Origin of the sequence: Streptomyces sp. NPDC059900 (assembly GCF_050270335.1) — a bacterium.
GTDB lineage: Bacteria > Actinomycetota > Actinomycetes > Streptomycetales > Streptomycetaceae > Streptomyces.
This window is the reverse complement of the sequence record NZ_JBNNJZ010000941.1, coordinates 1-1,583: the sequence shown is the minus strand read 5'-3', so window position 1 is coordinate 1,583 and position 1,583 is coordinate 1. Positions and strand designations below refer to the sequence as shown.

Below are 1,583 nucleotides of genomic sequence, written 5' to 3'. Positions count from 1 at the left end.
TCTTGGCGCCGACACGGCGCAGTTCCGCCAGTCCGGCACGGGCATCCCGGTCGATGTGCTCGTTGTCGGCCACTTCCTCGGACGCACCGTGATTGCGGTACTCGGGGATCACCACGTGGTAGCCGCGCTTGGCCAGCTGCCGCCCGATGTCGACGAACGAGCAGATGCTGTAGCCCTGTTCGTGATCCAGCAGAACGCCGTCGGGCCCCTCCCCCAGGACCAGTGCCGACAGATGCACCTTGTCGCTGGTCGTCAGCGTGGTGGCTTTGTTCCGCAGGTCCTTGGGCACGCACGTGTTGACGCGGTGCCCCCGTGCCGTGCGCACCGCGGTGTCGGGCCAGCTCGGCTTGTACGAGACCGGCTCATGGTCCGGCGGCGGCGCGGGGGCGCTGCTCCGCGCCCCGGAGGGCACCGGCGCGGTAGATGCCGCGGCTTTCGCTTCCGGGTTGTGCCCGGACTCGTCGGCCGGGCTTGCGCAACCCGACACCAGGCCCAGACACACCAGCGCGGCAGCAGCGGCAACTCTGACTTTCAGCACGGTCTTCCTCAGGTCTCGCATCCGGCCGCGACGTGTCCCGCGTATGCCGGACACGCACGGTCCGCACCAGGGCGGAACATCCCTTACGCCTTGACAGACGTGCGGCCCTGCCCGGGGTTGCAGGCCGCGACGATCAATGTTCCGGAAGCGGGAGACGGACGGGCCACGCCACATCCGCACCCGCACCCGCACCCGCACCCGACGGTGAACTGCAACCTGTCGGCGTCCCACACGTCCTTCCTGGTAGAGGACACCTCTTGAACGCCCCGAACCGCTCGATTCACGCAACAGGTTGACGTATATGCCAGAAATGACCCGCCGGGGAGTTATCCGCGGCAGCAACCCGACGTCTCCACGGCGCCCCGGGCCGGATGACAACCGACACGCCCATCGTCAGCACGCCACCACCCCGCCCGTTCGGACAGGGCGCTGATGGCTGCCGTTTTCGCCTGTGAAGGCGCCCTCCCGCGCAGCCGGTGGCGAGGGCTCCTGGCCCGCCTCTTCCCTGACCGCAACAGAGCGGACCTCAAGGGCCGGCTGTCCGCCACAGCGCCGGAAGGCACAGCGTGGGAAGAAGTCGACAAGCTGTACCGCCACCGCAGGCTCGACCTCGTGCGCCTGGCCGTCCTCCTGGTCGACGACATCCCCACCGCCGAGGACGTCGTCCAGGAAGCCTTCGCCGCCCTCTACCGACGCCACGCCACCTCGCTCGACCCCATCGCCGACCCTGAGGCCTACATACGGCGCAGCGTGGTCAATACCTCCAGGGACGTGCTGCGCAGGAGGCGCACCGTGCGCGCCTACATCCCCCCGCGCATCCTGCCCGCACCACCACCGGAAGAAGAGATCCTCCTCAGGGAAGAACACCAGGAAGTGCTGCGCGCACTGCGACTGCTCACCGTGCGCCAGCGGGAGGTCCTCGTCCTCAGGTACTGGTCGAACATGTCCGAAGCGGACATCGCAGCAACCCTGGGCCTGTCCCGGGGTGCCGTGAAGTCCACGGCGAGCCGGGCGCTGACGGCTCTGGCCAGAAGACTCAAGGAGC

At 68.6% G+C, this 1,583-nt stretch carries 1 protein-coding gene and 1 pseudogene; one reads left to right on the top strand and one right to left on the bottom strand.

What is annotated here, in order from left to right; translation table 11 throughout:
• Nucleotides 1-538, bottom strand: a pseudogene (locus tag ACQKIP_RS45970) (alpha/beta hydrolase); the annotation flags it as partial.
• A 432-nt stretch (nucleotides 539-970) separates the two neighbouring features.
• Between ACQKIP_RS45970 and ACQKIP_RS45965 the strand changes: the two are divergent.
• On the top strand, nucleotides 971-1,583 hold a 613-nt coding region (locus tag ACQKIP_RS45965; protein WP_427745725.1), incomplete at its 3' end, for an RNA polymerase sigma factor.